At 43.5% G+C, this 26,822-nt stretch carries 24 protein-coding genes; 11 read left to right on the top strand and 13 right to left on the bottom strand.

Annotated features, from left to right (window positions below; translation table 11 throughout):
* Window position 1 precedes the first annotated feature (1 nt).
* The 6 genes from WC496_03590 to WC496_03565 all read right to left on the bottom strand — a co-directional run bounded on the left by WC496_03590 (window position 2) and on the right by WC496_03565 (window position 6,636).
* Window positions 2-1,297 carry an ammonium transporter gene (locus tag WC496_03590; protein MFA5292097.1) on the bottom strand — a complete coding sequence of 432 codons (1,296 nt, stop codon included), beginning with the start codon at window positions 1,295-1,297 and terminating at the stop codon, window positions 2-4.
* Window positions 1,298-1,664: 367 nt separating this feature from the next.
* Window positions 1,665-2,006: a P-II family nitrogen regulator gene (locus WC496_03585; protein ID MFA5292096.1), complete on the bottom strand. Its 342-nt coding sequence runs from the start codon at window positions 2,004-2,006 to the stop codon at window positions 1,665-1,667.
* 12 nt (window positions 2,007-2,018) lie between these two features.
* Window positions 2,019-3,371: an ammonium transporter gene (locus WC496_03580; GenBank protein MFA5292095.1), complete on the bottom strand. Its 1,353-nt coding sequence runs from the start codon at window positions 3,369-3,371 to the stop codon at window positions 2,019-2,021.
* A 40-nt stretch (window positions 3,372-3,411) separates the two neighbouring features.
* Window positions 3,412-4,173 carry a hypothetical protein gene (locus WC496_03575; protein ID MFA5292094.1) on the bottom strand — a complete coding sequence of 254 codons (762 nt, stop codon included), beginning with the start codon at window positions 4,171-4,173 and terminating at the stop codon, window positions 3,412-3,414.
* 215 nt (window positions 4,174-4,388) lie between these two features.
* A complete protein-coding gene (locus WC496_03570; protein ID MFA5292093.1) occupies window positions 4,389-5,918 on the bottom strand; it encodes a sigma 54-interacting transcriptional regulator in 1,530 nt (509 codons plus the stop codon).
* A gap of 268 nt (window positions 5,919-6,186) precedes the next feature.
* Window positions 6,187-6,636, bottom strand: coding sequence for a hypothetical protein (locus tag WC496_03565; protein ID MFA5292092.1), 450 nt, complete (start codon window positions 6,634-6,636; stop codon window positions 6,187-6,189).
* A gap of 126 nt (window positions 6,637-6,762) precedes the next feature.
* Here WC496_03565 and WC496_03560 point away from each other — a divergent pair, with 126 nt between their 5' ends.
* From WC496_03560 to WC496_03545, 4 genes are all read left to right on the top strand, one after another.
* Window positions 6,763-6,930 carry a hypothetical protein gene (locus WC496_03560; protein ID MFA5292091.1) on the top strand — a complete coding sequence of 56 codons (168 nt, stop codon included), beginning with the start codon at window positions 6,763-6,765 and terminating at the stop codon, window positions 6,928-6,930.
* A 557-nt stretch (window positions 6,931-7,487) separates the two neighbouring features.
* On the top strand, window positions 7,488-8,315 hold the full coding sequence (panB, locus tag WC496_03555; protein ID MFA5292090.1) for a 3-methyl-2-oxobutanoate hydroxymethyltransferase: 828 nt from the start codon (window positions 7,488-7,490) through the stop codon (window positions 8,313-8,315).
* Window positions 8,316-8,318: 3 nt separating this feature from the next.
* Window positions 8,319-9,419, top strand: coding sequence for a glycosyltransferase (locus WC496_03550; GenBank protein MFA5292089.1), 1,101 nt, complete (start codon window positions 8,319-8,321; stop codon window positions 9,417-9,419).
* 39 nt (window positions 9,420-9,458) lie between these two features.
* Window positions 9,459-10,529 carry a mechanosensitive ion channel family protein gene (locus WC496_03545; protein MFA5292088.1) on the top strand — a complete coding sequence of 357 codons (1,071 nt, stop codon included), beginning with the start codon at window positions 9,459-9,461 and terminating at the stop codon, window positions 10,527-10,529.
* Window positions 10,530-10,539: 10 nt separating this feature from the next.
* Here WC496_03545 and WC496_03540 read toward each other — a convergent pair whose 3' ends face one another.
* The 3 genes from WC496_03540 to WC496_03530 all read right to left on the bottom strand — a co-directional run bounded on the left by WC496_03540 (window position 10,540) and on the right by WC496_03530 (window position 16,316).
* The gene (locus tag WC496_03540; protein MFA5292087.1) at window positions 10,540-14,451 is read right to left on the bottom strand and encodes an ankyrin repeat domain-containing protein; all 3,912 of its coding nucleotides are present in this window, start codon (window positions 14,449-14,451) and stop codon (window positions 10,540-10,542) included.
* A gap of 52 nt (window positions 14,452-14,503) precedes the next feature.
* The gene (dapA, locus tag WC496_03535) at window positions 14,504-15,376 is read right to left on the bottom strand and encodes a 4-hydroxy-tetrahydrodipicolinate synthase (protein MFA5292086.1); all 873 of its coding nucleotides are present in this window, start codon (window positions 15,374-15,376) and stop codon (window positions 14,504-14,506) included.
* Window positions 15,377-15,578: 202 nt separating this feature from the next.
* The gene (locus WC496_03530) at window positions 15,579-16,316 is read right to left on the bottom strand and encodes a pyridoxine 5'-phosphate synthase (GenBank protein MFA5292085.1); all 738 of its coding nucleotides are present in this window, start codon (window positions 16,314-16,316) and stop codon (window positions 15,579-15,581) included.
* A 201-nt stretch (window positions 16,317-16,517) separates the two neighbouring features.
* On the opposite strand from WC496_03530, the gene WC496_03525 reads away from it, so the two are divergent.
* Genes WC496_03525 through ubiE form a run of 7 tightly spaced genes read left to right on the top strand, consistent with a single transcriptional unit; the run spans window position 16,518 to window position 21,708 of the window.
* Window positions 16,518-17,369 carry an SDR family oxidoreductase gene (locus WC496_03525; protein MFA5292084.1) on the top strand — a complete coding sequence of 284 codons (852 nt, stop codon included), beginning with the start codon at window positions 16,518-16,520 and terminating at the stop codon, window positions 17,367-17,369.
* Window positions 17,366-17,971: a CDP-alcohol phosphatidyltransferase family protein gene (locus WC496_03520; protein ID MFA5292083.1), complete on the top strand. Its 606-nt coding sequence runs from the start codon at window positions 17,366-17,368 to the stop codon at window positions 17,969-17,971. Before WC496_03525 ends, WC496_03520 begins: the two co-directional genes overlap by 4 nt.
* A gap of 8 nt (window positions 17,972-17,979) precedes the next feature.
* On the top strand, window positions 17,980-19,218 hold the full coding sequence (locus tag WC496_03515; protein MFA5292082.1) for a bifunctional 3,4-dihydroxy-2-butanone-4-phosphate synthase/GTP cyclohydrolase II: 1,239 nt from the start codon (window positions 17,980-17,982) through the stop codon (window positions 19,216-19,218).
* On the top strand, window positions 19,215-19,709 hold the full coding sequence (locus WC496_03510) for a hypothetical protein (GenBank protein ID MFA5292081.1): 495 nt from the start codon (window positions 19,215-19,217) through the stop codon (window positions 19,707-19,709). The genes WC496_03515 and WC496_03510 overlap by 4 nt, the downstream gene beginning before the upstream one ends.
* Window positions 19,709-20,425, top strand: coding sequence for a DUF1638 domain-containing protein (locus tag WC496_03505; protein ID MFA5292080.1), 717 nt, complete (start codon window positions 19,709-19,711; stop codon window positions 20,423-20,425). The genes WC496_03510 and WC496_03505 overlap by 1 nt, the downstream gene beginning before the upstream one ends.
* Before the next feature lie 25 nt (window positions 20,426-20,450).
* Entirely contained in the window at window positions 20,451-20,993 is a 543-nt protein-coding gene (locus WC496_03500) for a hemerythrin domain-containing protein (GenBank protein ID MFA5292079.1), read from the top strand.
* 4 nt (window positions 20,994-20,997) lie between these two features.
* Window positions 20,998-21,708 (top strand): bifunctional demethylmenaquinone methyltransferase/2-methoxy-6-polyprenyl-1,4-benzoquinol methylase UbiE, encoded by a 711-nt coding sequence (gene ubiE / locus WC496_03495; GenBank protein ID MFA5292078.1) that lies wholly within the window; start codon window positions 20,998-21,000, stop codon window positions 21,706-21,708.
* 108 nt (window positions 21,709-21,816) lie between these two features.
* Here the strand turns inward: ubiE and WC496_03490 are convergent, their stop codons facing one another.
* From WC496_03490 to tilS, 4 genes are all read right to left on the bottom strand, one after another.
* On the bottom strand, window positions 21,817-22,500 hold the full coding sequence (locus tag WC496_03490; GenBank protein MFA5292077.1) for a PEP-CTERM sorting domain-containing protein: 684 nt from the start codon (window positions 22,498-22,500) through the stop codon (window positions 21,817-21,819).
* A gap of 71 nt (window positions 22,501-22,571) precedes the next feature.
* Entirely contained in the window at window positions 22,572-23,321 is a 750-nt protein-coding gene (locus WC496_03485; GenBank protein MFA5292076.1) for a PEP-CTERM sorting domain-containing protein, read from the bottom strand.
* Between the two features lie 185 nt (window positions 23,322-23,506).
* Entirely contained in the window at window positions 23,507-25,294 is a 1,788-nt protein-coding gene (locus WC496_03480) for a hypothetical protein (protein MFA5292075.1), read from the bottom strand.
* Between the two features lie 82 nt (window positions 25,295-25,376).
* Window positions 25,377-26,807: a tRNA lysidine(34) synthetase TilS gene (gene tilS / locus WC496_03475; GenBank protein MFA5292074.1), complete on the bottom strand. Its 1,431-nt coding sequence runs from the start codon at window positions 26,805-26,807 to the stop codon at window positions 25,377-25,379.
* Between the last annotated feature and the right edge of the window lie 15 nt (window positions 26,808-26,822).

Below are 26,822 nucleotides of genomic sequence, written 5' to 3'. Positions count from 1 at the left end.
ATTATTCTGTAGTAAATACCTGGAATCCTGCGTAAGCTTCATTTCCATGTTCGCCGATATCAAGGCCCCGCAGTTCTTCTTCACGCGAAACGCGAATGCCCATAACAGCTTTCAGAATCGACCATGTTACCAATGCAACTATGAATACGAACAGGCCGACTGAAACCACAGCAGTAAATTGAACTCCGAGCAGTTTAAGACCGCCGCCGTAGAACAGGCCGTTGCCTGTTGCGGTTCCGGTGAGTTTGTCTTGAGCGAACAGACCAACGCACAGAGTTCCGAATACGCCGTTGACAAGGTGGACTGATAAAGCGCCTACCGGATCGTCCAGCCGAAATTTGTCAAACATCATTACAGCCAACACGACCAGTACGCCTGCTACAAGGCCTATTACCAGGGAACTTCCGACGCTGACAAATGCACATGGAGCTGTAATTGCGACTAACCCTGCAAGGCATCCATTAAGGGTCATTCCCAAATCAGGTTTGCCCATCAATAGCCACGAAAGTATAGTTGCGCTCATAATGGCTGCCGCAGCTGCCGTATTGGTAGTTACAGCAATGTGTGCGATTGCTCCGGGGTCGGCGGCCATTGTAGAGCCGGGATTAAATCCGAACCAGCCGAACCACAAAACGAATGTTCCAATAGTTGCCAACGAAAGATTGTGGCCGGGTATGGCTTTAATATGACCATTGTCGTATTTTCCAATTCGCGGTCCGAGCACTATCACGCCCGCCAAAGCCGCCCATCCGCCGACACTATGCACGACCGTTGAACCTGCAAAATCGAACATTCCCATTTTTGCAAGCCATCCGCCGCCCCATACCCAGTGACCGATGACCGGATAAATCAGCATTGTCATAACAAAAGAGAAGAAAATGAATGCTATATATTTGATGCGTTCAGCTACCGCTCCCGAAACGATGGTTGCCGCAGTGCCGCAGAAAACCAATTGGAAGAAAAATTTTGCCCATAACGGCACACCTGTCCAGGATATAGCGGAATATACTCCCTTATAAGCCTCTCCTATTGCAGGCGAATTATCCGCACCGCCGACGAAGAACAGACCATGTAATCCTAAAAAGCCGTTACCGTCGCCGAACATTATTCCCCATCCTATAAATAAGAACCCCAGCGAGGAGACTGCGAATACAACAAAATTTTTAGACATGATATTTACGCAGTTTTTTGCTCTCGCAAATCCAGATTCCACCGCGGCAAAGCCAAGGTTCATAAAGAAAACGAGAAACGCGGTTATCAGAACCCACATCGTGTCTACCATTACTTTTGTGTCCATAGTCATTTTTTGTGTCCTAAAATTGAGTTAATAAAATTAATAATTCTGCAAAAACTTTTTCAAATTTTTGCAGTCGTCCATGTTAATGAATAGCTATTGAATTATTAATTGCAATAATTGTGCCAATCGTTATTTTTTGTGTATAAATTCTTTTAACTGTTTATTTATAAATAAGTTATGGAAAATTTATTCGGCTTGTTGTGTTTGGCGATAATTACAATAATGTAATATAACTGTTGGCGAAATACGAAAATGTAGATTTTTTGGATTTATGAACCAAGGGGCCCGGCTATTACGGACCCCTTAAAGTTCAGGGCACAATTTTGGAAGTGGTGCCTTCTCTATGGACGACTGGTTAAGGTCAATATTATCCGATTGCTTCACCTCCTCGTTCACCTGTCCGGATTCTTATACATTCCGGCAGGTCAATAATAAATATTTTACCGTCACCTATTTGTCCTGTTCTTGCACCATCTATAATGGCTTTTACGGTTTTTTCGACGAAGCCTTCATTGACGGCGACTTCGAGCCGCACCTTCTTTAAAAGATTGACCTCGATGCCAACCCCACGGTACGATTCGTGGTAACCTTTTTGCTGCCCGCAGCCCAGTGAGTTCGTTACGCTCATTTTGTGAACCTCTGCTTTGTACAGAGCTTGTTTTACATCACTGAGTTTGTGTGGTTGAATATATGCAATTATCAATTTCATATTTATATCTCCTTATTCTGTAGTGAATACTTGGAAACCGGCATAAGCTTCATTGCCGTGTTCGCCGATATCGAGACCTTTAAGTTCTTCTTCGGCACTGGTACGAAGCCCAACCGAGTTGCGAAGTATCCAGAATAGTATTATACCGAGTCCGAATGCCCATACGAAGGCAGTTGCGGCTCCGATAAACTGTACGCCCAGAAGTTTGAAACCGCCGCCATTAAACAGACCGCCGTTTATCGCAAACAGGCCGTATGACAAGGTTCCCCATAGTCCGTTTACAGCGTGAACGCTGACTGCACCGACCGGGTCATCTATTTTGAGCACATAATCAAAGAATAATACGCTGAGAACTACCAAAACTCCTGCGACACCGCCAATAGCAATTGCACTCATTGGCGAAACTCCGTCACATGGACAGGTTATTGCTACCAGGCCGGCAAGCGCACCGTTCAGTGTCATTCCAATATCCGGTTTTTTAATGATTTTCCATGATGCGATTAATGCAGTTAAAGCTCCCGCTGCAGCAGCTAAATTTGTAGTAACCGCGATATAACCGCCAAGACCGTTACCCGCGGTTGTACTGCCGGGGTTGAATCCGAACCAGCCGAACCACAGAATAAATACGCCCAGTGTTGCCAGCGGCATACTGTGACCGAGAATAGCACGCGGTTTGCCGTCCGGGCCGTATTTTCCAAGACGCGGCCCAAGCATAACAGCACCAGATAACGCAAGCCATCCGCCTATTGAATGCACGACAGTAGAACCGGCAAAATCATGAAACCCCATGTTAGCCAGCCAGCTGTGATTGTCGGTCAGCAGCAGATTGCCCCATGCCCAGGAACCGAATATGGGATAAATAACAATGCTAATAACCGCACTGTAAACTAAATAGCTGATAAATTTTGTTCTTTCCGCCATGGCGCCAGAAACAATTGTCGCGGCAGTTGCGGCAAATACAGTTTGGAAAATGAGGAACGTCCAATTCCAACTGTCTCCCGGTGCTGTCCCGTTCATTGCAAACATAGAGGTGCCGAATAAGCCGTTTGAGACGCCAAACATCAGCCCGAATCCGAGCAGAAAAAACGCGAGACTGCCAATCACAAAGTCCATCAGGTTTTTCATCAGGATGTTAACTGAATTTTTAGCCCGCGTAAAACCTGTTTCAACCAGGGCGAAACCAGCCTGCATAAAGAATACGAGAAACGCCGCGACGCAGGTCCAGACGATATTAATGTTGTTTTGCAGTTCCGCTTTGACGGATTCAAGCGTTAGTGCCGCTTGTTCATCGGCCATACATATTGCCGGCATTGCCGCTATCAGGGCACAAACAACCACCACCAAAGGTATTTTTACCTTTTTCATTTTAATTTCCTTAAAATTTAACAAATCAGATTCTTAACTTTTAAAAAGATTTCGAGATGCTTATACCCGTAAAGAAATAGTCACTGGATTTGCCGTATGCGTCAGTATCACGAATTTTTCCATCGACAAGTACTACATAGTTAAAGCTCGGCTTTACGGCCCATCCATTGCCCAGATCGATAGGGATGCCGACTGTAAATGCCAAATCGTTCAGCCGGGACTCATCGACGCCCCAATAGTCTTTATTGTATGTACCGTTTCCCCAGCCGATAGAAGCTCCAAGTGCCAGGTCGCCTGTAATGGTATCGCTAAATTTCAGGACCTTTTCAAATGTATGCGACAGACCGAAGTTTGCGTATATTCCATTTTCGTTGCCGAGGCCATGATACACTTTGATAGTCGGACTTAATGGTACGTCAAAATTGAATCCCCAGTAAAGTTCCGTTGTATCCGAATAGGACAAACTCGGGAAGTGATAATGTATTAAACCTACCGAATAGCCGACTTTGCTGTCTTCACTGAATTTACCGCTGTAATCGAATGTCAGATCATACTCGGTAAATTCACCGCTATCGCCATGATAGTTTGTTGTGTCAACATTGCCCCAGATACTTGCTGTAAATCCCTTGTAACTGGCGCCGATGCTCGGTTGAAAAACAAAGTCGTCATTAAGCAATTGTCCACGCCATACATACTTGCTGAAGAAGTCACTGCCAATAGTAAATCCAATCTTGTCTTCACCTTCCGCCAACACAGCTGAAGAGGCTACTAACAATGCCAGCAATAGTACTAACTTTTTCATTTCTCTGTCTCCATTAAAAAAATGCGGTTAATAAAAAAACAAACAATTAACGTTTTACATAAAGCAATCTTCGTGCCAAAGAATGCAATAATTTTCAATTTAATCTTAAGTGCTTGTTTTGCAATGTGTTGCGATGTGGAGAAACTTTAGTTGGCTTAGCTGTGCTGGAATACAATAATGTAGAAGTAGAATTTTTGCACTACAATTTTGTATTTTTAAGAGAGCAATTTAGGGAATATCCCGTATTTTTTGATTTTGTATCCGAGGATTCGTTCCGTCAGTCCCAGTTCTTTTGCCGCTCTTCTTTGCTGTCCGTTGTATTTTTTGAGAGAGTCGATGATAAGTTCTTTTTCTTTGTTTTCTATGATCTCTATAAGTGAACGGCCCGAGGCGGTTTCGCTTTTCTTAATCATTTGCAGCGATGGCGGCAGATGTTCGGAACGTATGACATCTTCATTGCACAAAAGGACAGCTCTTTCCATGCAGTTTTCAAGTTCCCTTATATTCCCCGGCCAGTGATAACTTGTAAGCATTTCGATTGCCGGCGTTGAGATGCGTGTGATTCTTTTGTTATTTTCTTTCGTGAATTGTTCAAGGAAATAATCGGCCAGGAGCATGATATCGTCTTTTCGTTCTCTAAGCGGCGGCAGATAAATTGGAAAAACGTTTATCCTGTAATAGAGGTCCTCTCTGAAGAGTTTTTCCTTAATTTGTTCTTCGAGATTTTTATTTGTAGCAACGATAATGCGTACATTTGCCTTTATAGTTTCGGTTCCGCCGACTCGTTCAAACTCTCTGAATTGAATAACCCTGAGCAATTTAACCTGCAGATTTATGGAAAAATCGCCTATTTCATCGAGGAATATTGTACCGCCGTTTGCTCTTTCGAATCTGCCGGCCTTTCTTTCGGTTGCCCCTGTAAAAGAGCCTTTTTCATGGCCGAACAGTTCGCTTTCGAGCAGTGTTTCCGGCAGGGCGGTGCAGTTTACCTTTACGAAAGGCTTACTTGCCCTGTTACTGTTATAATGGATTGCGTGAGCGACGAGGTCTTTGCCGGTTCCGCTTTCTCCGCGAATCAGGACGGTAGCGTTGCTGTCGGCGACCTGTTCGATAAGGCGGTAAATTTGTTTCATCGCGTTGCTTGTGCCGACCATATTGTCTATATTGAAGTGTGTTTTTAATTCCTGTCTCAGCCGCAGGTTTTCTTCTGAAAGCTGTCTTCGGTCGGATTCGACAAGTTTATTGAGTTTTACCGCTTGTGCGACCATTGTCGCTATGACATTCAGGAGATTCAGATTTGCTTCCACGTCATCGTCTTTTTGAACCTGTCTGTCGACACTGAGAGTTCCGATTGTTCTGCCTTCGAGTTTTATCGGCACACAGTAAAAGGCGATTTGTTTGCCATGTGCCTGACTTCTGGAATGAGTTTTGTGAAGAAATCTGTTGTCTTTTGAAATGTCCGGCACGACAATTTCTTTGCCGGTTTGAACAACAGTACCCGTAACGCCTTCACCGATTTTATAACTGCCTAATTGTTTAGATTCTTCACTCAGGCCGTGCGCCACTTTTATATTTATCGTTTCCGTTCCGGGGTCAAGCAGGGTAATCGTTCCTCTTTGCAGTTTGACGTGTGTATCGAGAGATTTCAGGATGGCCTTGAGTGTAAACTCAAGGTCGAGGGACTCGGCAAAGGCCCTGGCCATATCGCCTAACAACTGTACTTCCTTTGATAGTTTGACTGCCATATTTTTTTCTCTTTGACTATAACATACAAATATAGCATACGAAATTGTAGTCAAAAAGCAATAAATTACAATATTGTTAAAAAAAAGCGAAAGTTTCTTTGTTTTGAAGCTAAAATGGGATTTCGCCCCAGTCTCCTGTATTGTATATTTTGTCAATTTATTTTATCGAGAAATCCAGGCTTCAAACAGAGAACCTATGCTCTTCTGCTCAAAAGCAATTATTAGAGCTGCCCTTAATTGTTAAGAATGATTGTATTGCTATATAGCCTTAAATGACTCCATAGGGACGTTCAACAGCAATAGGTCTATCGTAGGGTAATGTCCCAAATAATGTAATCGCTAAACGAGACCAGAAAGGCAATGACAGCTTCCATTTTTTAATGGCTGTTTCGAGTTTATTTCGCAATGGACAATCCTGTGGACTGTTTTCTATTAATTTAACGGCTCCAGCCACATTCCCTGTCAGCAGCATTGCTTCGGCCATGTTTAGTTTGATTTTGTCCGGCGCATCGGGATTTATCATCACGAAACTGTTGGGATATACGATGGACGTAAGAGTTTTTACGGCATTTCCGGGAGAATTCAATCGCATCAGACAAACCGCACGGGCATTTTGAAACCATATAGACCTGTCGGGATTGTGGTTAAGTATATCGAGTGCTTTTTCGACATTATTTTCATTAATTAATTTTTCGATATATTCAAATGAGTTTTTCATATATTTCACTCCATATTTCTATTTTAGTCAGACGCATTTTAATAATTCGCCGCCCGGAGCAGAGTATTGCCCTAAGGGACGATTTTAGCATATAACTGTGTTTTAGAAAAAATGGAGTGATTAAATTTGAAGCAGACAGTCTTGGTAAAAGAGACTTTTCCGGCACTGATTATTGCAGCCGCTATCATTATCAGAATACCACAGCAATTTAAGAGATACTTTGCCGATAAAATTAACGGTCGAAATGTCGGCGAGGCGGTATCTGTCGAAATGGTTATCGTGTCGATTCTTTGATGTCAGTATTACAGGTAGAGTCCCATCAGATTGCGGCGTATATATATAAGATGGATTTGAATGGTTAGAATATTGTGGTACGGATGAGGTATTTCCGAAAAGAAAACCACAAATCAAAAACATAAAAATTATGACTTTTATTACTTTTTTCATATAAATATATTATATATTAAAGACTTAACAAAGTCAATGTGCCGCATTGTGCCGATTAAATCTCTCAAATAGGATTTCGTCCAAGTCTCCCGTATTGTCTATTTTGTCAATTGATTTTATCAAGAAAGCCAGACCCCAATAAAAAGAGCCTGGCTTCGGAGGAGGGTGATGAAAAGCTCATGTATGCCGAACATTAAGGTTCGGTTTGATATCCCAAAATTATTTAGGGAATTATGACTATCTGCTTGGTTAAATCAAGTAATTTTTGTAATTTTTTGGCATAATTCACTTTTTTATCCGGATAGTTTGCTGAATGCGTGTATGGACCTATAAAATCTGCTTGCCAACAGCCTTTTTCTTACATATCCTTAAGTTATCTAAACCTATTATGTAAAAGTGTATATATGAAGATAACCATTTCGACATTATGTAAGGCCAAAGCGCAAGGGCTGAAGTTTTCCGCGGTAAGCTGTTATGACTATACCAGCGCAAAGCTTGTCGCCGCTGCAGGCGTAGATGTTCTGCTGGCAGGTGATTCAGCATCGCAATTTATACTCGGTTTTGACAGCACTTTGCCGGTAACGATGGATTTTATGGCGGCTATAACCGCCGGAATCAGACGTGCCGCACCGGATTTGCTGCTGGTAGCGGATATGCCTTTCGAGGGCTGTAAAACAGGCACTGCTGAAACGGTAAAAAATGCCAAGAGATTTGTTCAGGAATGCGGCGCCGATATCGTAAAAATCGAGATAGTCCAGGCTCATCTCGATACGATTAAGGCCGTCGTCGATGCCGGTATTGCTGTTATGCCTCATCTCGGCATAAGGCCGCAGACGGGCAGTTATAAGGCGGAGGGTACGACAGCCGAGGTGGCTGCGGGAATTATCGCACTTGCCGAGCAGATGTATCAAACAGGAGCTTTAATGCTTTTGCTGGAAGGTACCGCCAGAGAGGCGGCGAAAATAATTACAGAGAAACTGCCGATTCCGGTGATAAGCTGCGGTTCAGGGCCGGACTGCGACGGACAGGTTCTGGTTCTGCCGGATATTTTGAATCTTAAAGACGGGACGATGCCGAAGTTTTCAAAAAGTTTTGCGGATATCGGCAAAGCAACTATCGAAGCGATTGCTCTGTATGACAGGCAGATTAAGCAGGGCGTTTTCCCCGACGATTCACACAGTTACCATATGAAAAGCGGCGAATACGAAAAACTTGAAAAGATGATAAGCTGATTTATGCTGCAAAACGAAACAATAACAGAAAGCCAAAGCGAAGCCGGAACTATTCGTCCGTTGATAATTTCCGATATCAATACTATCAGACAGTATTGTTCGTCAGTTCGGCATTTGCTTTTTGGTTTTGAAGCTCAGGGCATAATTTCCGCGATAGTTGTTCCGCCTGCCAGTGATATTGAATCTTTTCTTTTTCCCGGTGTCGGGGTAGTCGAGCATCCGGCGCTGAGATTTCCATTGTTTTTTATGCAGAACCGCAGGAGACTGATTGAGCGTATTGAAAAAATCAAGCCTGACATAATTCACTGTTACGGCACGTCGAAGGTATTGCTTGCCAAATGGCTTGCCGAACATTTTGATATACCGGCTGTAATTACCATAAATTCCTGCCATATAGGTTTTCCTGCGAAAATGATTATAAAAAAAGGTTTTGAGCGGATTATTGTTCCGTCAGGCCGTGTTGCCGGACGGTTGGAACAAAGTGGTCTTCCGCGAGAAAAAATATCACAGGTGAATATCGGTACATTCGCCGATGAGAGATGCGTCTGTTTCTCAAAACCTGAAAGATTGCCGAGCATGATAGTTCTCGGCCCCTTCGATAAATTCAGTGATTACGAACCGCTGCTCGGTGCAATCAGGCACTTGTCAGTCGACGGCTACGAGTTTGTTGTGATTTTTATGGGGCAGGGGCGGGCCGAAGGCCGAATTCGTGCTTTTGTAAAATCGACAGGTCTTGTTCAGACGGTCAGCATTACGCCGTTAATCAGGCCTTTACGTGCCGTTTTTCGCGGTTGTGATATATTCATTCATTCCTGCCGTTTGAGCGAATTCGACCCTGCGGTGATTGAAGCCGCCGGTGCGGGACTTGCGATAGCTGCCGACAAAAATAATGTTGAGGAGTTTCTGCAGGATAGTTCTGCCGCTGTTTTATTTGACGGCAGCGATGAGTTAAGTATTTATTCATCGCTTGGCAAACTTCTCGACGACAGGGCTTTGGCCCAATCGACAGCCTCTGCCGCCCAGAATTATCTGCGCAGTAATAATTCCGTAAGTTCAATGATAAATGACCTGCTGAAAATTTATTCGGAAGCAAAATCGTCCTAAAGCAGAAAAACAGCAGAAAACTTGTAATAAGGAATTACCATGTTTAGTGATACGTTTTTAAAGGCAGATAACCATCTGAGACAATTTCTTTTCGAAATAGCGATACCCGCGGCAATTGTGCTTGTAACTCTTATAATCGGATATCTCATCCGAGGGGTCCTGTTCTCACGGTTTGTGCGATGGTCGATGAAATCCAAACTGAAAATCAACGGCGCGGTAATTTCCTCTGTAAAAGGTCCGTTCATAATATGGTTTCTAATGCTGGGTATTTATATTGCGATGGAATTTTCGCATCTGCCGGAGAATGTGGTTCATATTGCCGGCAAGATTCTTCTGTCGCTGGGTATTTTTTCTGTAATCCTGGTAACGATTAGCTTATCAACGGCAGTGATAAAGGCGTATTCGAATAAGTTCGAATCGGTTATGCCTATGACCTCACTGACCGAAAACATCGCCCGCGTTGCGATTTTCGCGGTTGGAATTCTGATTATCATAGATACACTTGGTTATTCCATAACGCCGATTCTCGCCACTTTGGGCGTAGGCGGCTTAGCAGTAGCTTTAGCCCTTCAGGATACGCTCGGGAACGTCTTTGCAGGTTTTTATATTACTATGAGCAGGCAAATCAGAGTCGGCGACTACGTCAAGCTGGATACAGGTGAAGAAGGATATGTCATCGATATTACGTGGCGTGCGACCAAGATAAGAACGCTGCCCAACAACGTGATTCTGATTCCAAACGAGAGATTGACCAAGGCCATCGCTACAAACTATTGTATGCCGGACAAGGAAATGGCGGTATTGGTAAATGTTGGCGTGCATTATGACAGCGATTTAAAGAAAGTCGAGGCCGTTACCTGCGAAGTCGGCAAAGAAGTAATGAAGGAAGTCGCCGGAGGGGTTCCGGATTTCCAGCCGTTTATCAGGTATCATACATTCGCCGATTTCAGTGTAAACTTTACAGTAATCCTCAGGACCAGCGAGTTTGTGAACCAGTATATAATTAAGCACGAATTCGTGAAGAGACTGCATGAGAGATATGCCAAAGAAGGAATAATAATTCCTTATCCTATTCGAGCGGTAAACTACGAACAGGAAAAGGCGAAATAATATCTCCGTTTTATGGCTCAAGGACTGCGTTGATTGTTTTAAATGGATTCCAGTCTATCTGGCCAGCGGCATTTTTTTTGAAAAATTGGAATTTAAAAAAATCAATATCTGATTGTTCGAAAACAACGCTGTCTTTGTCAGCTCGAACACAAACTTTTATAGACTTATTGTAAAAAACGCGAGGGGTACATTTTGAAGAGCCGGGCTTGAAGTACGATTTATAATACCTGTTCACGGCCGATTTGGGGAAATCTCGTCTTTCGCACTCCTGACCATCCGGCTGGATAACAACATACCAAAACACTGCGTTGGCGTCTCCGATAGGTATCATTCCTTCAAGGCACCACGCATCGAAGGCGTTAGGAGCCGGTTCGACGGACTTGAATGTTATGCTGTTGGGTGAACCGGGTTCGTTCACGGCAGGGATCTTTATTTTGTTTTCGTCCTGATATCCCTGTTTAGTTTGCCGAACAGGAAGCCACGAAGGCGGCATAAAACCTGACAAATGCGGTGAATCTACTTTTTGAGTATTTTTGCCATCAGGTCCGACGATCATCAAAGTTGTATCGCTTCCCATCATGTTCCAGAACGCGAGCAAATCGCTTTCAGGCGACCAGATACCGTTTGAATTATCGCCGGGAAAGTCGATTTGCATTTTTTGTTCATCCGCCAATGACAGTATCCGTAAGCTTCTTTGTTTTTCAGATATTTTTGTTCCATAAGCAATGTATGCTCCATTATGTGACCAGCTATAGATATTGCTGGCCTGGCCATACTGCTTTTGAATCTCACCATTCAATAATACTATGGAAAGTTGACTATTTTTTATAATAGCAAGCTTTTGGGAATCCGGGCACCAACAGATATTATCTGTATCAAGGCCGGTAGTTACCTGTTTTTTTTCATTATTTTTCTGTGATGTCAGTTGCAGCGCATAAGTATTCTCATTTTTTTTCGTGAAAGCCAGCCATTGACCATCCGGCGACCAACAGAACGTATCGCCTTCAGTCGCCACGGTTTTAAGGTTGAGTGTTTTTTTGTCGCAGACGGTGATTTCGTTTTCATTGTAAAAAGCAAACGAAGAACTGTCCGGCGACCATGCAAACCCGCCTGCACGACCGAAATTGCCGGGCACCTGTTGCAGGCTCTGGTCTTTCATATCGAGCAGCCAAATCCTGTTTTCAATTTTTTTCCCATTATCAAGACGCTTAAATTGGCGAAGCACAACAGTTTGTCCATCAGGAGAACCTACAGGTTCCCATGGCTGACTCCATCCTTCGGTTTTAAGCCGGCCGCGAGTCAGATTTATTTTTGTGTGCAGTTTGGGGTCAGCTATGAAAATATCCGAAACATTATTTTTTTCATCGCGAGCACAATATAAGATACCGCAATCTATATTTAGGGATGAATCCAATGTTTGTTCTGCCGATAGCTCTCCGCTTGCAGCGGTCGTATTATATTTTTCAAGCAATTCAATTAAGGCTTTATTATTTGTCGCTTTGGCATTAGAAAGCGGCGTATTGCCTTTTTCATCTTTTGCATTTACATCAGCGCCTTTGGCTATTAACATCGCTGCTATTTGGGCAGTAACCTTCTCCGCGGCATCACGGTATTTATCATAATCCGTTTTCCATGTATTTGCGTTACCGCCATTGTTCCAGAAAAGAACATTCTGCACTACATAAAGGCCGCCTCTGTCAGCGATGCTGTGCAGCGGCGTCATTCCGTGATCATCCTTCGCATTAACGTCAGCACCATTGTCAACGAGCAATTTGGCAGTTTCAAAGGTCCCAGGGCAGTGCAGGATTGTTGAACCACCTTTTATTTTAATTTTAACATCGGCGCCCTTGTCAATGAGAAATTTTGCGGCATCCAAACGGCCTTTACGCACAGCCCAGAATAAAGGAGTAGCCTCGCCGCCGCTGTTTTCTCTAATGGCGCGGATATTTGTATCTGCTTCATTTTCAATAAGAAACTTAATCATATCCCAATGTCCCATATATGCCGCCCAGTGCAGTGCACTCCAGCCATCATTCTTAGCCGGCGTATTAATCAGGTTTGGGTCTTTTTTCAACAATGCCCGAACTTCCTCAATATCTCCCTGTGCGGCTGCGACATAAATCGTTCTTTGTGCCCCCTTTGCGAGGAGCATCTCAAATATGTCGTTATAATCTCGTATGACAGCCAGCATTATGGGAATACCGCCGATGTTATTTTCTGCATTTACATCTGCGCCGTTAGCTATAAGAATCGCTGCTATTTCTTTATTGCCTGATTGAATAGCCCTGTGAAGAGGCGTCCAGTTGGCGTCATCTCGTTCGTTAACATTATATCCTTTTGCGATAAGTTCTTTGACTTTTTCTATATTACCTCTATTAGCAGCATTACAAAGCGGGAATTTATCAACCTCTAAAGCTTTTTCAAGTATTTGCACGATGTCGGTATGGTTTTTCTCTTTTGCTATATCTAACGCTGTTTTGCCATTGTTGTTTTTAGTATTAATATCAGTGCCTTTTTCTATAAGTAATTTTACTATATCGGGGTGCCCGTCTTCAGAAGCTACCATTAACGCAGTCTGTCCGTCTTTGTATTTTTCATTGACATCTGCTCCTTTTTCAAACAGCAGTTTGACTACATCCAAATGTTCTTTCATATATGCAGATGTTACAACATTTCCGCCATTTTTATCTTCTGCATTTACATCAGCGCCCTTAGCAATTAGACATTCGCAAATATCATAGTAGCCCATATCTGCTGCCATAATCAGGGCGGTAGCTCCACGGCTGTCTTTGGCATTGACATCTGCACCTTTAGATATGAGAAAATCAATTGCTTCTTTATTTTGTGCCCATATTGCGCCAAACAACGGGAGAAATTCTTCACTGTCTAATTTGGCTCCTTTGCTGGCAAGTAATTCTAAAATAGCAACATTACCTTTAGTCGTTGCGCTAAATAATGGCGTAGGTTTTTGGGGATACCCGGCATTGATATCAGCTCCTTTCTCAATTAAATATTGTACTACTTCCATTCGACCGCATTGTGCGGCTGCATGTAGCGGAGTATAGCCATTTATTGTGAAATTAATTTCGTTTGGGTCTTTATTTATGAAACTTTTTACGGCATTGATATCTCCAATCGCTGAAGCTGTAAAAACATCGATTTTTGCACCTTTGGCAACAAGCAGTTTTACCATATCTGAATAGCCGAATTGGGCTGCGGTATGCAGAGGCATCCAGCCGAAAGAATCTTTCGCATTGATATCTGCGCCGTTGGCAATCAGCAAAGAGACTATATCCGCATATAATCTGGGATAGTTTACATCTTTTGTTCTATCTTTTATCTCATCGGCCTTGAACCCGGAAATTTCGAACAATGTGCGCATATTTTCATGCCCTTTACTGACAGTAAAGTGCAGCGGCGAAGAATCAAATCGCTTCGGCCATCTGGCATTGACATCGGCGCCATTGGAAATAAGCGATTTAACCTCTTCAAGATTGCCTTCATAGGTCGCTTTGTACAGAGCAGAATTTTCAGTGTTCGAGTCCGATACATTTTTTGTGACAGGAATAGCCATGTTTGGTCTTTTTAGTATTTGCACAATGTCAGTATGGCCCTGAGTTTTTGCCGCATCCAGGGCGGTCAGGCCGCTGTCGGATACGGCATTAACATCAGCGCCTTTTTCCAAAAGAAGTTTAACGACTTCCGTACGCCCGTTCAATGCCGCCCATATAAGGGCTGTAACACCATCGATGTTTCTTTTGGCGTTTACATCGGCACCGCTATCCAGCAGATTTTGTACGGCCGCAAGGTCGCCTTTTTTTGCAGCCTGGATTAATTGAGTGTTCATATCCGGTACATTTGGTTCGGCAAAGGCAGCGGAAACAATAGAAATACACACTATGGAAAACAGGATTCGTTTCATCAGACTCTCCTTTAAACTGTTTCCTTTGAGTATTTTTATAGTGAAATTTATTTTAGGCGTTCAGGCCGTAATCTTTAAGCAGTTTACGCAGCGTTTCTTTCTGCGAGTCATCCAGCGGCGTCATAGGCAGACGCATCTCTTCCGAAGCCATGCCGAGCATCGCCATCGCGGCTTTTACCGGTATAGGATTTGTCGCAAGACTTAACATCGTTTTGGAAAGTTTGAATAATTTATTGTGCCATTTTCTTGCAGATACGAAATCGCCTTCGAGTATCAAATCCGTCATAGCTTTCACATCGCCGGGCACGACATTGGCAACAACGCTGATTACGCCTTTTCCGCCGACCGAACATATCGGCAGCGTCAGCGAATCGTCGCCGGACAGAATTGTAATATCACAAAGGTTCGCTATCTGGCTCGAAAAGTCCAACTGTCCCGTTGCTTCTTTTACTGCGACGATATTTTCGATTTTTGCCAGCCTGGCAATCGTCTCAGGCGTCATTCCCGCTCCGCATCTGCCGGGTATATTATAGAGAACCACAGGCAAATCGACCTCTTCGGCTATCGCCGAAAAGTGCTGGAAGAAACCTTCCTGCGTCGGTTTGTTATAGTAGGGCGTTACCTGCAGCGATGCATCGGCTCCGACTTTTTTCGCAAATGCCGTAAGCTCAATCGCCTCAGCCGTACTATTTGAGCCTGTGCCCGCGATTACGGGTACTTTTCCGCCGACAGTTTTCACAACGCGTTCGATAACCTGTTTGTGTTCTGTATGACTCAGCGTCGGCGATTCGCCTGTTGTGCCGCAGGGCACTATACCGTCTATACCGCTTTTGAGCTGGAACTGGACAAGTTCGTCAAGAGTATTGAAATCGACCTGGCCGCCGTCGAACGGCGTTATTAAAGCTACCATTGCTCCACTAAACATTCTTATCTCCCATTCTTCTTAACCGTAAATTAACACTATTTATATTGAACATTTTTAAAATAAATTTGTAGGTGTCGGTATGGGTAATGGTAACGTCTTGTGTTTCGGTTTCGTTGTGGTGCTGGTGTTAACGAAACACAACAACGAATAACGATAACGCGACCTTACCGATACCTATACCCATAACATCATCTTAAATTTACTATCCACTTTTCTCAAGTATTCTGCAGTACTCCTTGACGGCATTAGCCAGTCCCATATCAATCGCATCCGATATAAGAGCGTGTCCTATCGAGACTTCCATCACCGGCTTTACATTTTCGCAGAAAAACGCCAGATTATCAAGATTCAAATCGTGACCGGCATTTATGCCGAGTCCTATTTCAGCAGCCTTTTTAGCCGCTGCCGCGTATTTTGCGGTAAGTTCCCTGAGATTTTTTTTCTCCGCAAAGGCACTGGCAAACGGCTCGGTATAAAGCTCAATTCTGTCGGCCCCGATTTGCTTTGCCTTTTCTACCATTTCAATCACAGGGTCAACGAAAAGACTTATCCTGATGCCAAGTTCGCTAAGCTTATTTATAACAGGCGATAGTTTCTTTATATTTTCTTCATTCAAGTCCCAGCCGTGGTCGCTCGTTACCGCGCCGATTACATCCGGCACAAGTGTCGCCTGCGTCGGCTTGATTAGAGCCATTATTTCCATATATCTGCCTTCGAGTGGATTACCTTCGATATTGAATTCAACCTTGCTTACGATTGGTTTCAATTCACAAACATCGGAGTATCTTATATGCCTCTCGTCCGGCCGCGGATGGACTGTTATTCCATAGGCACCGGCCGCGATGCAGGTCTTTGCCGCCTTCGTAACGCTCGGTATGCCAAGCGCTCGTGAGTTGCGAACAAGGGCGATTTTATTCAGATTTACGCTTAAATGTGTCATATTTCGGATTATACCCAATGGTATTTGCCCGGCAAGCGAAAAACCCCTTTTAATAGTCGCAAATTGCGGTTAAAATGATTGTTGGTCATTTCGACCGGAATGAGTCCCGATGTCGGGACGAATGAAGTGGAGAAATCTCTTTTAAACAGATTTCTCGACTTCGGCCTCTAAGGGGCCTTCGCTCGAAATGACAGGAAAATTATGAATATTAAAGGCAAAACTGCGATAATCACAGGTGCTACCGGCAAGCTTGCCGAGGCGATGGTTCTGGCCCTTGCCGAGGCCGGAGCAAACTGCGTCTGCATTTATCATAAAAACTCCGCACAGGCAAAAAAACTTGAGCGAAAGATTAAAAGTATCACTGGAAATGTCATTGCGAGGAGTCCCGATGAAATCGAGACGATGAAGCAATCTCAATTATCGCTTAAAAAACGAGACTGCTTCGCCCCAAAGGGGCTCGCAGTGACAAATAGCATTTTTATTCAGGCAGACCTCACAAAGCCGAAAAATATCATAAAAGTTTTTGCTCATCTCAAAAAATTCTCAACCCCGCAGATATTAATCAATGCCGCCGCGGTTTTTGAAAAAAAAACTATAAAAGATATCTCAAGTAAATATATCAGGCAAACATTCGATATTAATTTTACCGCTTCGATGATAATGTCTCAGAAATTTGTCGAAATCGTCCGTAGTGGGAAGAAAATAAAAAGCAGGGGGAAACTCGTCGGCAAGATAATAAACATTACTGATGTTATTGTCCAAAGGCCGCCTGCCGGTTTTAGCATTTATTCCGCTTCGAAGGCGGCCCTGGTTGCCGCGACAAAATCGCTCGCCAAAGAGCTTGCACCCGATTTTACGGTAAATGCCGTTTCGCCGGGCATTATAAACTGGCAGAAAGGCACTTCCGCGAAATTGAAGAAAAAAATACTCGCCCGCATTCTGGCAGGACGTACCGGCTCGCCACAGGAAATCATACAAGCGGTAAAGTTTTTAATCGAAAACGATTATATCACGGGGCAAATAATTAATATCGACGGAGGCGCAACCGTATGACGCTGAACCACGCCAACAGGGTAACGATATTTCGAATATTGCTGATTATCCCTTTTGTTATCTGTATGCTCAAAGTCAATCATCCCGGAACAGGCACAACTATGCGGTATGTATCGCTGCTGCTTTTTATGATTATGGCATTGAGCGACGCTTACGACGGCTATATTGCAAGAAAGAAAAAGCAGGTAACGCGTCTCGGTTCGTTTCTCGACCCGATGGCAGACAAGATTCTTATGGCCTGCGCCTGCGTGCTTCTGTCGATTAATGCAACTAAAATAGATGATTTTCAGCTTCCGCCTACTGTTGCAGTTCTGATTATCGGCAAGGATTTATTTCTTCTGCTGGGCTTTTTGATACTTTATTTTCTTACTTTCCAGGTGAAAATATTTCCCGCGTACATAGGAAGGGTCGCCACGGTACTGCAGCTTACTATGGTCGCGGCGATTCTGATTGCACCGGAAGTTTCAAAGGCCTTAACGGGCTGGATTTGGTTTTTAAGATTTTTATGGTGGTCGGCGGCAGGAACTGCGATAATCGCAACGCTTATTTACATTCATGCCGGAACAAGGTATATTGAACAGTTTGAGAATAATAAACAATAGAAAGTTATATGGCAGAATTCAGTAATATTCCGGAAATATTAGAAGACCTGAAAAAAGGTAAAATGATTGTCCTTGTCGACGATGAAGACAGGGAGAATGAAGGTGACCTCGTCTGCGCAGCGGAGATTGTGACGCCTGAGATTATAAATTTCATGGCGACGCACGGCAGGGGCTTGATATGTTTGCCTTTGACCAGCGAAAAATGCGATTCGCTCAATCTTCATTCTCAGGCAGCCGAAAATACCGCCCGCCTCGGCACTGCCTTTACCGTAAGTATAGATGCCAGGGATGGAATTACCACGGGTATCAGTGCTGCGGATCGGGCTCATACAATAAAAGTTACGATAGCGGATAAAGTCCATTCGGCAGACCTTGTCCGGCCGGGACATATTTTTCCGCTGCGTGCCAAAACAGGCGGAGTGCTTATCCGCGCAGGCCAGACCGAAGGAGCGGTTGACCTGATGAGTCTTGCCGGTATGAAGCCGGCAGGCGTTATCTGTGAAATTATGAACGAAGACGGCACGATGGCTCGCGTCCCGCAGCTTCTGGATTTCTGTAAAAAACATAATCTAAAAATCACAACCATAGCAAAATTGATTGAATACCGCCTTCAGCGTGAAAGCCAGGTAAAAAGGATACAATCGGTTTTTCTGCCGACCGACTATGGCGAGTTTCAGCTCATCGCATATAAGTGCATAACAGAAGTTGAACCGCATCTGGCCCTGTGCAAAGGCGATGTAGGCAAGCTCGATGAAAATGGAAATCCTGTCATTACCAAAGAACCTGTGCTTGTAAGGGTACATTCGGAGTGCCTCACCGGCGATTTGTTCCATTCGCAAAGATGCGAGTGCGGCTATCAGCTTATTACCGCGATGCAGATGATTGAAAAAGCCGGTGTTGGCGCCGTAATTTACCTCCGGCAGGAAGGCAGGGGCATTGGACTTGCAAATAAACTTCACGCATATAAACTGCAGGAAGAAGGCCTTGATACCGTCGATGCCAATCTTAAGCTCGGCTTTCGTGCCGACCGGCGGGATTACGGAATTGGCGCCCAGATAATAAGAGACTTAGGCCTGAAGCAGGTAAAAATCCTGACGAATAATCCAAAGAAGATTTCCCGCCTTGAAGTTTATGGAATCAAGGTTGTCGAGCAGGTGCCGTTAATGGCTGAACCCGGCCCGCATAATAGAAATTATCTGAAGACCAAAAAACACCGCTTTGGCCATATACTTAATGAGGATTTATGATGCGATTTATAATTTCCTTTTTCGCTGCGATTCTTATGTTCTCTCTGTTTGGCTGTGAACAGGTCCAGCAAACCCAGTCGTCGGATTTATACTCCAAAACATTCGAGAAGACCTGCCTTTTCACTTCTGAAAAGATTAAGTTTAATCAGCTCACGGAATTTACTACTTCCTGGCAGATTTTGGCCTATATTGACGTGTTCGACCAATTCGATTCAAGAATGAAGGCGGCAGGGGTTTGGCGGTTTGAATTATATGAGTATACCCCGCGTTCGTCCGACCCGATGGGTACGCGTCTTTATCTCTGGCCGGACATTGAATTGACCGATGCGGCAAAGAATCAGAGTTTCTGGCAGGACTTTCTGCATTGCTATAAGTTTGAGCTGAGTCTCGATATTAACCTCACCGGCGATAAAACTTATATTCTGCAGGCAGTCTGTTTCACCGCTGACGGTAAACGCATCACCGATACAATCGAGTTAAAGTCAAAGTAATGAAGCTACAATTTATAGTCTGTAAAGTTATACAAAGAGAAGCATATTTCTGCGCCGCCCGCTCAAAGAATATTATCGATATAGTTTTGATGCCGCAGGGTTTGCACGACACACCTGATAAACTTCGGAGCGAAGTTCAGAAAGCGCTCGATTGTACCTGCGACATTCAGGGCCAGCCTTATGACGCCTCGCTTTTGGGGTATGGCCTCTGCAGTAATGGAATTGTGGGCCTGTCTGCGAAGATACCGCTTGTTGTACCCAGAGGACACGACTGCGTTACTCTGCTTTTGGGTTCAAAGGATAAATATCAGGAATACTTCGATGCTCATCGCGGCGTTTATTGGTATAGCCCCGGCTGGATAGAGTCGAGCTGGCAGCCCGGAAAAGAACGTTACGAAGGAACGCTTAAGGAGTATAAGGAAAAATACGGCGAGGATAACGCTAAGTATTTAATGGAAATCGAAGAGAAATGGATGAGAGAATACAATTGGGCTACGTATGTGGACTGGGGTCTTGGCGAGTCGGACGAGTATAAAGAATATACAAGACGCTGCGCCGAGTTTCTCGGCTGGAACTACGATGAAATAAAAGGCGATTCAGGTCTGATGCAGAGGCTTGTTAACGGCGACTGGAACGATAAAGAGTTCCTGGTTCTAAAGCCGGGCGAAAAAATCGTACAGAACCTGCCGTCTGATGATATAATAAAGACAGATTAAAAATAAAGTTTTACGGGAAGTTTGTATGTATCGTAAAAACTGGTCAAAAACGTCTTTGGTAGAATTAGCCGAATATATTCAGCAGCATCATTCCCTGATGAAAGAAAAATTGCTGAAATTGCAGACGTTACTTGAGCAGGCGGCCGGGCTGCACAAAGATGAGAATTTCGCTATAATCAGTTCTTTGCAGGATTTTTTCCCGGACTTCAGGACTAAATTGGGGAAACATTTTGACAGCGAAGAACAAATACTTATCCCTTATATTCGTCAGATGGACGATTTTGACAAAAATCGAGGCCCCAAGCCGCAAATCCACACCGGCAGTATAAAAAATCCAATCAGCCGAATGGAATATGAACACGACCAGACTGAAAGCGTTATGTTTAAGAAACTTCACACTATAACAGGCGACTATAAACTTCCCACCGGCTCCGGCGATGTCCTAAAATCGCTTTATGACGGCCTGAAAGATATTGAAAGCCATCTCAGTGAACATATTCATCTTGAGAATAATGTATTATTTCCGTTAGCTATAGAATTAGAGCTGAATTTAATGCATAAAAAGTAATTGTATGTTCTCAGAGCCGTCGCGTACCGATATTCATAAATTATTTGACCGAATCGCCTGTCGCTACGATATTTTCAACAGGATTTCATCGTTTGGTATGGATACATTCTGGCGCCGCAGATTGGCGAAATCTCTCAGAGGCGGCAAAGGACTTAATATTCTGGACGCGGCAACCGGCACAGGCGATTTACTGTTATCCCTGTTCGACCTCGGCTGCGATATTTCCTCTGCCGTCGGCATTGATACATCGGGGAAAATGCTGACAATTGCAGCCAGAAAAACTGCCCGCCGAAATTTAGCCGGCAAAATCACTTTGAAACAGGCCGATGCTGTCGACCTTCCATTTACAGATTCACAATTTGGTGCGGTAACTTGTGCTTTTGGCGTAAGAAATTTTACCGATTCAGCAGAAGGTTTAAAACAAATGCACAGGGTTCTAAAGCCTGCCGGCAAATTACTGATACTCGAATTTTCGATACCATCAAATCGCGTTATAAAGATGTTCTATTTGGTTTATTTGAGGTTTATTATTCCTGTTTTGGGCAAAATTATCACCGGCGATTTTAACGCTTATCGTTATTTAAGCAAAACGATACAAACTTTTCCGTCAGGCGAAGATTTCTGCCGGCAAATGCAAAAAGCAGGTTTCGCAGATGTCCGGGAGATTCCAATGACTTTCGGTGTTGTTACTCTTTATTCCGGTGTGAAATCTTAAAGCAGATTTGCCTGTAAAAACGCACGCCCGAACCAGAGGGGTCGCCTCTGATTCGGGCTATCTATATTATATCAGCGCTGAGAATGCGCTGCACTGCGTCTTTTTAAATTACCTGCGTTTTCTTAAAAGCAAACCGCCGAGTGCTAACAATGCCATTGTTGCCGGCTCAGGAACAGCCTTGCTTGAATCGGCCCATATAACCATTGTGCCGTTACCTGAATACCAGTCGGTTAAATAGTTTTCAAGTGAGCCGCCGCCGACCTTTTGTGCGCCTGACATTGAAGTTTCGAGAGCGCTTTTGCCATTGGTAGATGCCCAGGTAACTCCTGTACCCCAGAAATCTTCATCGATGATAGTTAAAGAATTATTGATAGTAAGTTTTCCTGAACCATCGACTTTGTTGGCAAACAGGTCGCTTTCAGTTTCAACGTACCAGTCTATGGTACCGCCGAGTCTGAAAACAAGGTTTTCTTCTAAAAGAGCGCCATTATACAGTTGCACGAGCCATGTTCCGCCGCTGAAGTTTGCACTCGCCATGCCTCCGCTGGAATTATCTGCCGCCCCTGTAATTATTGCGCCGGTATTTGTCGTGCTGAATTGCTGAGCCTGACCATTATCCATATAAGTCCAGGCGCCATTTGTGCTTTGGATACTTTGTGTTTCTTCACTGGCATCAAAGTAATTTGCTGTTCCAAATTGAAGTACAACTTCAATTTTTTCCATAGCAGCAGAAGCAAAACCAGCTACAACAAACATTATGCATACACTCAACAGTAGAACTTTCTTAAACATTTTCCCTTACTCCTTATTTTTTATTTTTTATTTTTTTCTCCGTATAGAACGTCAAAATATCGACTCCATTCTTATTTTTTTCTTCTAACCAAAGCTATAGCGCCTAACCCAAAGATAAGTAAAGTGGCAGGTTCTGGTGTGGGAATTATCGGATTAATTAATAACCAGCTTGGAGCTGCATAGCCCATATCATTTTGAAAGTTTGTTACAGGGGCCGGAGAGCAGTTTCTTAATTCCACATCGATATAAAACTTGTCCGTGATGGTAAACCCGACATTAGTTCCAGTTGAGAGCTCGCCGCCGGTTGTATCAAAATGCAGCTGAAAGAAAATATAGTTAGATTCCATGGATTGTTCTTCTCCATAGAAATTAACATTTACTGTGGCCTCAAGAAGTGTACCAGTGTAAATGGGGACAGTTGATCCCTGAACGGTAAGAGTACCTTCTATTGTTAAAGTTGCCCCTGAAGCAAAATGCCCAAGAGCTATATAAGGATTGAAAAACGGGATTGGATTGGCGTAACTTAAATCTGAAAGTAATTCGCTTGGCGATAGGTATATCGAACCGCCTTTGATTTCATATTGTGTTCCGCTTGTATCGTCGAGTCTTAACCAGCCCGTTGTAGAAGTTGACTCAGAAGTAGTTTGTTCGATAAAGAACTCTCTATCGTACATCGTACCGCCGTATTCTCCACCGAAGAAAAAGTCTCCGGTAGTAAGAAAATACTGCATGGCTTCGATTTGAGCTGATTTAACGGGGACTGTAAACAGAACTGAAACGAGTACTCCAACTACAAAGATAGACCATCCATAACTTCTCATCTTCTTCCTCCTTTAGACCCAAAATCCGGTCGACTTCCATTTTCTCCGAAACGAAACCCCGCCTACAATACCAATGGCAGAGTCCTATAATTACAGATAATTTTAAGTTATAATCTCAAAAAGTCAAGAAAAAAAACTATTTTTTTTTATTTATTATTCGATTTAAGTATATATTTTTAAACAAGTTATTCAAATTGCCCTGCAAAATAAGCAAAATCTTTTAAATTTACAACTCCATTTTTATCCAAATCAGCCAGGTCGTTATAGGATTGGCCCTCATCATTTATAGAGTATAGATAAGAATCAGACCAGAGAGCGAAATCGCTTAGCGTAGCAGGTATTCCATCGCCATCAAGATCTGCAGATATTAAAGATTGTGCCTGGCCGCCGGGGCCGTAGGCTATCCTCATTAATGGGTCCCCAATAACAACTTCGCTCCAGCTTACATAAGGAATTCCTGTAAATGCAGCTTCAATAAAGGTCATATCCGCATAACCATTATCATCGCTGTCAGCCAGCAGATTATAAAACATAAACTCAGTGTCGATTGTCGCATCGGAGAGGGGCTCGAACGCATGACCGATTGCACCGCAACCGCCTATTGTTAAAAAGTCTATTATCTTGGCCTGTGCACTTGAGGCATCGGAAAACATTGTAACTGCATTGAAGCTTTCTATTGAACAGAATACGGCCCCGTATGCCAATTTAAATAGAGCTCCGCCCTGAGGTCCTGCAGAAAGTATATAATATTTATTGCTGGCTTCGTCACCATTTATACCGTAACAGGCTACAGCTATTGCCAATTCTCCTGCCCCGAGGTCGTTTTGAGTTGTACGGATACCTACCCTTTCGTCACAGAGTATTTTCAGATAGTCGGCCGGTTCCATTGTCCCGACGTTAAGAATATCATACATAATATTCTCGCCGCTCATCTGATAAAATCCGCTCTCATAATCGTCTCGATACTCCGCATAATAAGTATTCGGCGGCTGCTGAGTTCCTTCTGTCCATATTATATAATCGACATCTCTATTCACATTATATATACGGTTGTAGTTATGGTTTACCGCAAGGGGGGCATCGTCAAGAACGACAACTGCCTGACTGGGATTAATTCCATAATCAGGGCTTGAAGCCCTTCGTGACCTTTCGAGCATATCATGTACCGCAAAAACAGCGCTTTGGCCTTGTTTTTTGGGCCCGTCGAGTCTGCAGGTAAGATACATATCACCGGCCGAGAAACTCCGTCCCTGCACACCTTCCGACCTTGCAAGGTCACCTTCCATCCAGGGAGGATAATGGCTTGAGAATAATTTTCTTGGGCGATGCCAGTCCAGATTGTTAAGGTTATTTAATATATCGTGATTAAAAAGTTCAATTCCGCTATTGCGATATCCCTGGTAAGTGTTGACCACTCTATCAAAATAACCGACTGTTGCCGGGTTATTGGGGTCGTTCTGGAACAGAATCGCCAATTCTGCTTCTACGGAAGCTGCATCTATGGAAGCTTCAAGACTTGAGGCATAGGCGACTCCGCCGGCCGGTGTTATTATCGTACTGTAAGTTGTGTCTTCTATTCTATAGGACAGACCGGCAGTGGTTATAATTACATATATGGAGTTGACCATATTATTTTCAATAAGGTATTTTCTGACGGGGTTGGCAATAAGTATTTCGTATTCCTCTCGTGTTATTATTTCATCATCTGGAGTGCTGTTTGTTCCGCTGCAGTCCGGCAGAGATAAGTCCGGCCGGGTTGGATTATTCGACAGATAAAGTATCTGTGAATTGGTTATCTCGGGATAGTATTGCCGGTACAATTTTGCAATATAAATACTCGTAGGGCTGTTCTGATTTACTAATACGAGAACCTGATTTGGTTCAATAAGTCCGAAAACAGCTGAACACAACAGGCATACTATAAGCCCGAAAAATAATCCTTTGAGATTGCCTGCTCCGGGCAAGAACCCCATAGATATACTTCTTCCTTCCTTCCGAAATACAAATTATATTCGTACTCTCCAACAGAAATTTTACCAACAGATTAGCATAAAGTCAAGGCTTAAAAGGCGTTATACTTATTTTAATTTGCATAACAGGCCGCTTTTGGGCTGTTATTGCCGCTTCTCTGCTCCTGCGAATCGGCACAAGCCAGAGGATTTTTTCCCTGTCCTCAATCAAAAAAACGCTTTTTCTCCTGTTGACATCGATTTTTTCAGCGGTAAGAAATTTGCCGATTTTTTTAAATTTTTCCTGTCCAAAAGGTATGAATTTGTCGCCTTGCCGCCGGGACCGGGCAACTAAAGGCATCCTGATTTGTTCGAGGTCAAACCATTCGACAAGATTGTTTTTCTTGTTTTTTATATTTTTAATGTCGAGATTACTCGCCGACAGAATTTCAGTCTCAATCAACTGATTTCCAAAAAGATTTTTGCCGGGCACAGATAAGATAATTTCCCGCGGCATATCGCCGGATGTTTTGGATGGGGCGGTAATGAAAAACTTATCATACCCTTTCGTTATTTTTATTTTCTCCGGCACGGTTAAAGTTTTGCCCGACTGCGCTGATTTCACAAAGTCTGTAATTTTTTTATAGCTTTCAGAAGTGAATTTCTGCAGACCGCAGCCAAGCTCCCGCAGGGCATATTGAATCATTTCGACCTTAACAGGTTCGTACAAACCGATAAAATCTTTTAAGCTGACAACTATCTGTGAACTATCTTTGGCAATAATGCAAATTTGTGCGGCAGAGTCGGTATCTTTTTCTATATTTTTTGCAAGAGTTGCGCAATGCTGCGACAGCGAAAAAATCAGTTCAGGCAGATTCGGCGCATTTTTTTCAAGATACGGAAGAATTTTATGCCTTATCCGGTTGCGGGTAAAACGGCAATCGAGATTTGTATGGTCTGTCCGCCATGGAACATTTTGATTTTTGAGATATTCTTCTATTTCCTGACGCGTAAGGCATAAGAGGGGCCTTATAAAAGTTTTGCCGTTTATAACCGTCGCCGGTCTGATTCCTGCAAGGCCTTTAAAACCTGTGCCCCGAAGCATACGGTGAATTACCGTTTCCGCGTTGTCGTTTTTATGATGGGCCGTTGCGATATATCCGCAATTGTATTTGTCTGCGATTCGCCGTAATGCGGCAAGCCTGAGGCTGCGTGCGGCGGTTTCAATCGAGAGTTTGTTTTCCTTTGCGTATTTTTTTACATCCACTCTTTCGATGGTTATCGGCAGTTTGTGTTTTTGGGCCATGGCCTTTACGAATTTTTCATCTTCAAGGCTCTTTTCCGCCCGTAGCAGATGGTTTATGTGCGCAATATGGAAATCATTATTTATTTTTCCGGAAAGTTTCAGACTTAAAAATATTTTCAGGAGCGCGACGGAATCGGCGCCGCCTGAAATCGCCAAAAGAACCTTTGCGCCGCTCGGCAAAAGATTATTCTGCTTAATAAAGCCATCTGTTTTTTTTTCGACGTTCTGCATATCATTCAAAAAAAA

The sequence above is a fragment of the Phycisphaerae bacterium genome, from assembly GCA_041652575.1.
Lineage (GTDB): Bacteria > Planctomycetota > Phycisphaerae > Sedimentisphaerales > UBA12454 > UBA12454.
This window is presented reverse-complemented; position numbering and strand designations above follow the sequence as displayed.